Here is an 8062-nt window from a genome sequence, read left to right as displayed (position 1 = left end):
TCAACGCATGCATCACCTCGCGACCCATCCATAATGCATATCGTGACGGGTCTATGCAATCGTCGGGGACCCGACAGATAGGCAGGCGGAACGGTGCCACGCTCATGATGCGCGAAGGTTTCAACCAGTCGCATCCGATCCGCCTCCGAGACACTCCCCTTGAGCGATACGGCCGCGACCGCCGCTTCGATGCCTGGAAAGCACTCGCGGGACGCCGGATCGGGATACAGCGGCTCCAGGTATTCGAGCACCCTACGAATGATCACTGTCGCGTCATCCGCCGACAACGTTCCGCCTATCGAGGTAAAGTACGCCCCGTAATTCTGCTCGTCGCCAAAGCGGTCATGCCCGAACATGAACGTGTCGTTCATGTCGAGGAGTATGGTCTCGAATCCTTTCAGCATTGTCTCTTCCTACATGCGCCCTGAACGGGCGACAATCACAATTCAACTCTCATCCGCATCGAATTCTGCGCGGACACACGTCCGAAAACGATTCATGTGCGTTATACCGGGTCGCGCCCCTTTTTACCACGACAGCCACGTAAATGCACACCCGTAAGGGTACGAACCGAACACCTAAAAAAACGGGCAATGATCTCAACATACCCATGTCAGTGAGGCGCACAATTCCTGAAAAATCCGGCAACCCGATTTGCACGCAACCCCCCTTGACGACCATCACAAAATGTGACAAATCACACAGAACACGGCGTCATGGACTCTACAGTGACTTAGCAGACAGTCCATCAGCCGGTTCATGGGCCGACGGGGAATTGAAAACCTCTACAATAGAAAAACAAATCACCAGATAGCAACAGGAGGGAAAACCCAGATCAGGAACGAAACATATTACGCAAAACACAAGCAATAGAAAAATTCTCCGCAAGACAGCTCGGTTTCCAGGCACCCGTTAGGGCCGGGGCAGATCCATGGGGAACCGACGCGCCAGGGAGCCTTCATTCGCAAGGAGGGCACGATTAAAATGACTCATACCCTCAGAGCTTCGTCCAGAGCCGTCGTTGCCATATTGGCCATTCTTTTATTGACGGCATTCCAACAAGCCGCCGCAGCCGGTGAACCACGCCTCGCCTTCAGCGACCTGATCAGTGGCCCGTCGACGGGCCTCGGTGACGGTCAGGGCAGCGGCGTCATCGTAACCGTGTGGGGGCAAAACTTGGGGGTGGGGACCTCCAGCCGTGAGATCCGGTTCATCGACAGCAACGGCAACGTCCACCAGCCGCACGTCTACTACTGGAAGCGGGCGGACGGAAACCTGCCGTCCGGTCCGGCCAACCTGCACGCCTCGCACCGCATGCAGGAGATAGCGTTCTCCGTTCCGAACGCCCTTGCCGGCCCCGGTGAGATCGTCGTAAGCGTCGACGGGCAGCAATCCAATGCACTGCCGTTCACGGTGCGGTCCGGCGGCATTTATCACGTCAAGAGCACGGGCAGCGATTCCGGGGACGGCTCGTGGTCAGATGCCTGGCGCTCGGTCAACCATGCCGTCAATACGGCACCGGCCGGCTCCACCATCTACATTCACGACGTAAATACCGGATCATCCAGCGATTCGCGAGGCATCTACATGAACAATGCCTCCGCCTCGTCCAGCCAGGATGCCCAGTTTGCCGTCGCTGCTTACCCCGGATATCAGCCCAAGGTGACCGCTCAGCGCGGCCTCGAATCCTACAAGGTTGATGCGTTCGTGGTTTCCAAACTGGATTTCAGGTCGTCCAACTACACGTCCGTCGACGCCAACGATCAGCCCACCGGCTCCACCATTCATTTTGGCGGAACATTCGCGATAAAGACCTCGAAGCACGGCCGTGCCGTCGCCAACCGCATTACCGACATCCCCGGTGGCTGTGCATCGCGCACGCAAGGCGCCATCCTCGGGAGCGCCAAATGGGGCACCGACCGGGTATCCGACTACAAGATCTTCGGGAACGAGATCTACGAGTATGGCTGCGCCGGATCCAACAAGCTGCATCATACGACGTACATATCGGTTCGCAGTGACGGGCGCGACATGCAGGTGGAGCCCTGGGAATTCGGCTGGAACTACCTGCACGACAACGACGCCAAGTTCGGCATCCACCAGTTCGACCAGAACGCCGACTGCGGCGATCCAAGCGGTCCCCTGCGTATTCACCACAACGTGGTGATCAACCAGGGCGGTGCCGGCATCAGCATCGGCTCGGAATGCTGGGAGGTCGATGCGTACATAGAGGATAACGTGCTCATCAACGTCGGCCTGGCCGCCGATTGGGACGGGGTCGACCCCGATACCTCAAAGGGTCGCGAGAATGGCGGCATCGCAATTCGCGACTCCGGCCTGGTGGGCACCATGTATATCCGCAACAACCTGATCCACGGGTACACCACCGACGGTCAGACCCGTGGCGGGCGTGGCTGCCTGAACCTCAACGGCAGCGAGGACAACGTCGCCATCGAGTGGAGCAACAACATCTGCTACACGGAGGATGATCTGCCCTTCGTCGGCACCGGTTATCGAGCCGAACCGAAACTGGACAACATCACCGGAAGCAACAATGTCTGGCACTACACCGGCTCATCGCCGACGGAAGCTATTGTTCCCGGTTGGGACAACAACCCGATCATCGACGATCCGCTGGTCGTGGTGAATGGAGCCACGGTGGCCCTGCAGAAGGTCTCACAGGATGGCGCACCGTCCCCGATCATCGATCAGTCGACCTTCTCCTCATTCGACTACGATATCTACGGAAACCGCCGCGATGTGAACCCCGACATCGGTCCGGTCGAATACCTTCAAGAGTCCGGGTGTTACCGGTAGACGCAATGCAACGGTACGCCGATTCACGACGGTAGCGCCAGCCACGCGCAAAGCCACCCCCTCAGGGTGGCTTTCTCTTTGTCGCGCGTTTCACACACACCATGCATCGATCATCCAATGCAGCGCTCGCCGTTCGTAACGCGTAACGAAGCGCCCCTTACCCTCACAACAGCCATCGATGTCACCGCTGCGCAACAACCCGAATAGCTTACATTCTGATCCACTCCGAGGTTTTGTCGTACTTGGGCCAGTATGTGACGAGCCTGCTCTCATCCACGGATTCAACCGTATACTTCAAAGTGTTATAAACACTAACCTTCTCGCCGCTGTTCAAAGCGTTGACGAAGCTTGCCCTTATCACCAAGTCGTTTCCGTTCAGCTCCCACTCCCCTTTCCCCTCTGTCGCCGCGAAGCTGTCTTCTCCTCTCGACTCGAACCGTCCGGACGGATGAAAGGTCCTTACTTCGCTGCCATCGCTCCACCGCCAACGGCCGACTATCAATTGCTTGACGCTCTTGGCGTCGTCAATCGGCTCTTCTTCCGCGGAACGACTCGGTTTCGACGAAACCTCCAATGCCTCCTGCCTGTCACCCGGTTTCGCACAAGGCACGCCGCTAAAGGTGACACTGCCGTTCTCGTCCATGCATTTGTACACACCGCCCCCGAAAGCAGGGCCGATATACATCACCCCCAACAGAACCAAAATGTACCTGTTCATGGAAACCTTCTTGTTTAAAAAACGAACACCCCAAGAAACAGCGAAGCCCGAGAACTTTCTTGCTGGGCCCGGACGTTTCTGACGCGTACAGTTGCACGTTTCCCGTGAGGAGTCGAGGCACACGGCATCCCTGGCTCGGCTCCGGGCCGCGGCACGTCGCCGGCAACGGGGTCGTTACCGCATCTCTCCAACCAACACCGCCCGCGCCGCCCTCATATCGGCCACTAGGTCGGTATCAGGCAGTGGCAGGGGCCTGTGTCGCCCCGCAAGCGTGTCGATCTATACCTGGGCGATGACGGGTCGAGCGTTATTCTTGTCGTCGGCAGGGATGAACTAACGCCGGGCATGCCCTGGCGGGATCCGTAGAGCACAAATGGTGCATGCACCATCCCCTCCAGCCGACGCGATATCCGCGGGGTATGGCCGCAGCGAGGCGGTCGATCCGCGCTCATGACGTTTCAGCATCAGCGATGGTGGCCACTCGCGCCACTAACGTCACCTCAACGGCTTGACCTTCCCGGTAGGCCACCAGAGGTGGCATGATCCAGCGACACCATGGAATCGGCCAGCAGATCCCCCGCCTTCCGCGCCTCTACGGGGCGACCAAATAGGTATCCCTGGATAGTGCCGCAGCCCGCGTCACGCAGGAATTCCAGCTGGCAAGCCGTTTCCACGCCCTCGGCCACCACACTCAGCCCGAGGGCATCGGCCATCGTGATCATTGCCACGATCAGCGCCGGATCGCTCTCCTCGACGCCAATGGCATTGACGAAACTGCGGTCGATCTTCAGCACGTCGAAGGCGTATCGGCGCAGGTATTTCAGGGAAGAATAGCCGGTACCGAAATCGTCCAGGCACAGGCGAACCCCCATGTCGCGAAGGCGTTGGAAAGCCTGCACCGACCCTGTTTCGGCCTTGATCAGAGTGGTCTCCGTTACCTCCAGCCGAAGGACGCCCGGATCGACCCCGGTAGCCGCGAGCGCCTCGCCGACCATGTCGACGATTTCACCGCTGATGATCTGCTCGCCGGAAACATTAACCGATACGGGAACTACGGTCAGACCGTCCTCCTGCCAGGTACGTATCTGCCAGCAAGCCAGTTGCAACAGGTGGCGGGTCAGCGGCCCGATGAAACCCGACCTCTCCGCCAACGGGACGAATTGGGCAGGTCCGATCCAACCTGCGTCCGCGTCATGCCAGCGGGCCAGTGCCTCGAAGCCCACGATCCGCTCGGTCTTTACGTCCACTTGCGGCTGATAGTGGAGTGACAGCGCGCCCTCGAACACGGCCTGTCGGAGCTTTTCTTCCATGCGCGCACGACTGCGGAAGAGGTCGTCCAGCGCCGGGGAATAGAATGCGATCTGGTTCTTGCCCTGATCCTTGGCCTGGTACATCGCCGTGTCCGCGCGGCGAATCAGATCGCCGGATAACTGGCCATCTTCCGGGAAGACCGCAATGCCGATGCTAGCGCTGATGCCGAACTCGGCCCCCTCGATATCCAGCGGACGCCTCACGGTATCGAGAATGCGGTGTGCGACCCGTCCCGCCTCGTCCGCCGTGTGCAGGTGCCCGACCAGGATGATGAACTCATCGCCGCCGATACGGGAGATGAGGTCGGGGTCGGGGCCCGGGTCGGAGGCGACGTAGTCCTCATCGCGGATGCTGTCGAGCAAACGCTGCGCAAGCCCCCGCAGAAGGGCGTCACCAACGGCATGCCCCTGGTTGTCGTTGATCTGCTTGAACCCGTCCAGGTCAAGAAACAAGACGGCCAGGCGATATCGATGGCGCAGCGCATCAGGCAAGGCATGCATCAGGTATTCGTCGAGCAGTCGCCGGTTCGGCAAGCCTGTCAGGCTGTCGTGCTGAGCCTGGTGGGCAAACTCCCGGTTCATGATGGCGAGGCGCTCGCGCATCGAATCCAGCGTCCGGCCCAACACCCCCACTTCGCCGCCTCCCACCACTGGAACGGCGGTGTCGAGCTCGCCCTCACCGATCCGATCGGCGGCACACGACAGTCTCTGGAGCGGCAGGACGACCAGCCGGCCAAGAACAAACAGGATGAGCGCCGGTATGACCACCACGGCCGCCACGGTGATCGCGAGCACGATACGCCCGAGATCTCGCTCGGCGGCCCGAATTTCGTCGGCGGGAAGCACGGCCAGCAAACGGAGCCCGGGCTCGATGGAACGGGACCGGATCACGGTTTCCATGCCCCCCCAGTTTCCTCTCCAGACGTCGCTCGCTCCGGCGACGAACGCCTCGGGCACGTCACCCTCGAATGCCGAGGCTGGCGACTCCGAGCCCAGGAGAGGGGTACCTTCCGCGTCTACGAGCATCAGGGCGCCGTGCTCACCGACCCGGCGTTCGTGGATCTGGCCGGCAATCGTCGACAGGTCCACGGTTACCGCGAGGTAGCCCCGCAATTGGGGCTCGGCGGTTGGATCGGTATCGATGTTGCTGACGAGATTCAGGTCGACGGCGGCGATCAGCCGAGTCGGCTCCTCACCCTTCTCAGGCAGGAAAAAGGCTCTTGGTCCGCCGGAAGTCGCGGCGAGCTCGGTACGGAATGCTGGACCAATGCGCGGCGTGTCGAACAGCTTGTCCGCGTCTGTGGTGCGCTTCCATTCGGCGGCGACGGCACCGTCGGGTTGGACGAACCGGATCGCGCTATAGGACGGGAAGGCGGACTGAAACTCGGCGAACTGCCGCAGCAAGGGGCGCTGCAGCACCACGGCGCGCTCGCTCAAGTCGTCAGTGAGCGCGTACTGATGCACAAGGGCGTGATTCGAGAAGACCCGGACGCTCGCCAGCGCCGCCTCCCGCTTCAGCTTGAACTGCTCCCCGAACTTCTCGAGCAGCAGGTTCATTTCCTCGATAGCGCGCTCGCGCGCCAGCACCCTCACTTCGTGGTAGGCCACAATGCCCAACAGCAGCAGCGGCACCACCAAGAGCGGGAGCACTAGGAGGACGAATTTGAGCCGCAGCTGCATGGCACGGCTACTCCACGATGTGGGTGAAAATCCGGCTCTGAAGGCGGAGCAATTCAGGTGACAGGGGGCGATAGTACTCCGACTTCGCCAGCGCATCGGCGTCGGGATACACGATCGGATTGGACAGGATCTCAGGGTCGATGCGCTCCCGCGCGGCGCGATTGGGGGATCCGAGATACATATACTCCGCCTGTTGCGCAGCTATGTCGGGCCGATTGATGAAGTCGATGAATTCATGCGCCAGCTCGGGATGCGGTGCATTCGCGCCCACCGTGAGGTAGTCGCACCAGATACCGCCGCCCTCCTCGGGCAGCACGTAGACGATGTCCTCGTGGTGCTGGGCGACGTTGAGCGCGTCCCCGCCGTAGACCATCGCAGCTGCGGTCTTGCCCGACACCAGGGCGCTGCCCTCGCCCAGCGAGATGTAGCTGTAGACGGAGACGGCCGGCTTCTGCGCGAGTGCCAGGCGCCCCGCCTCCTTCAACTTCTCCGGATCGTCCGTGTTCATGGAATGACCCAGTGCCTTCAGCGCCATCCCCAGCACATCGCGCGCGGTGTTCGGCATTTTGATACGACCCTGCAGCTCGGGCGCCGGCCGGTAGAGTTGCATCCAGGAAGTGATCGGCTCGGGCACCAGATCGCGCCGATAGGCGATCCCTACCGTCCCCCAGAAATAGGGCACAGCGTATTCGCGCGTGGCGGCGTAGGCGTCGCGCCAACGCGGGTCGATGTGGCGCAGGTTCGGAATCAGCTCCTCCTGCAACGGTTGGATCCAGCCGCGTTTCCCATAGGTCTCGATCGTGGTGCCCGATACTACGATGACGTCGAAGCCTTCGCCGTCCGTCTCGACCATGAGCTGATCCCGGTGATCGTCACCACCGTAGTGAACAACCCTGACGCGCGCGCCCGTCTCGGCCTCGAACGCGGCCACCACCTCGGGGGCGAGGTACTGCGACCAGTTGAAAATAACCAGTTCGTCGGGCTCTGCCGCTGGCGTCGCCCCGGCCAGTGCCAGCGCCGCCAGCGGCGCAAAAAAGCATCGGAGTGCCTTGCGGCTGCGATCCTTCAGGCGCGGCTGCACCGCGGTGCGTTCTACCGCGGCGCCCAGGGTATCGGGTCCGCACCGGGCGGTTCGCCGTAGAGAAATACGCATTCTCAATGTCCTCACATTGGGATGGATGGTCCCACCGCCGCGAGCAGGGTAACGACGCGCTGATCCGTTACCAGGCTGCGGGGCGGCTCGTATCCACCCGCCGACCGCCGCGGGCCGGGGCACCAGGGCGGGCGGATGCGGCGACCGCGCCGGTTTCAATGATGGTCATACCCTGTTTATCGACATCCCAGGGCATTCTCTTTAGTGCCAACGATCGTGACCATGCCCGTTCCTCAGGCGTGCCCTCCGAGGCCGCTGATTTCCGTGACCGGCTCAACTAATCAATAGGGTAGGTGCTTTTCAGGGTCCCTGAATCCGTGACGAGCCGATATGCGGCGCCGCAGCAAACTGACTCATGAGGCTCAATAACCGGATAATCGGGCG

At 61.1% G+C, this 8062-nt stretch carries 5 protein-coding genes; 1 reads left to right on the top strand and 4 read right to left on the bottom strand.

Features of this window, described 5'->3' with window-relative positions; genetic code table 11:
• The coding region (locus tag ACPEES_RS22565) for a hypothetical protein (protein WP_435106616.1) at positions 1 to 404 on the bottom strand (404 nt) is incomplete at its 3' end.
• Between the two features lie 580 nt (positions 405 to 984).
• Between ACPEES_RS22565 and ACPEES_RS22560 the strand changes: the two genes are divergently transcribed.
• Positions 985 to 2817 (top strand): hypothetical protein, encoded by a 1833-nt coding sequence (locus tag ACPEES_RS22560; protein ID WP_435106614.1) that lies wholly within the window; start codon positions 985 to 987, stop codon positions 2815 to 2817.
• A 208-nt stretch (positions 2818 to 3025) separates the two neighbouring features.
• Here the strand turns inward: ACPEES_RS22560 and ACPEES_RS22555 are convergent, their stop codons facing one another.
• From ACPEES_RS22555 to ACPEES_RS22545, 3 genes are all read right to left on the bottom strand, one after another.
• Positions 3026 to 3535, bottom strand: a complete 510-nt coding sequence (locus ACPEES_RS22555; protein ID WP_435106612.1) for a DUF4124 domain-containing protein — start codon at positions 3533 to 3535, stop codon at positions 3026 to 3028.
• 500 nt (positions 3536 to 4035) lie between these two features.
• A complete protein-coding gene (locus tag ACPEES_RS22550; protein WP_435106610.1) occupies positions 4036 to 6525 on the bottom strand; it encodes a bifunctional diguanylate cyclase/phosphodiesterase in 2490 nt (829 codons plus the stop codon).
• Positions 6526 to 6532: 7 nt separating this feature from the next.
• Positions 6533 to 7678, bottom strand: a complete 1146-nt coding sequence (locus ACPEES_RS22545; RefSeq protein WP_435106607.1) for a polyamine ABC transporter substrate-binding protein — start codon at positions 7676 to 7678, stop codon at positions 6533 to 6535.
• Positions 7679 to 8062: the final 384 nt, after the last annotated feature.

The sequence above is a fragment of the Arhodomonas sp. AD133 genome (assembly GCF_051195215.1).
Lineage (GTDB): Bacteria > Pseudomonadota > Gammaproteobacteria > Nitrococcales > Nitrococcaceae > Arhodomonas.
Note: the sequence above shows the minus strand (reverse complement) of the source record. Positions and strands in the feature narration are given on the sequence as shown.

What these genes read in the sequence shown, in the direction of transcription:
- ACPEES_RS22560 (WP_435106614.1), top strand. Translation starts at nt 985, where the DNA reads ATGACTCATACCCTCAGAGCTTCGTCCAGAGCCGTCGTTGCCATATTG.
- ACPEES_RS22555 (WP_435106612.1), bottom strand. Translation starts at nt 3,535, where the DNA reads ATGAACAGGTACATTTTGGTTCTGTTGGGGGTGATGTATATCGGCCCT.
- ACPEES_RS22550 (WP_435106610.1), bottom strand. Translation starts at nt 6,525, where the DNA reads ATGCAGCTGCGGCTCAAATTCGTCCTCCTAGTGCTCCCGCTCTTGGTG.
- ACPEES_RS22545 (WP_435106607.1), bottom strand. Translation starts at nt 7,678, where the DNA reads ATGCGTATTTCTCTACGGCGAACCGCCCGGTGCGGACCCGATACCCTG.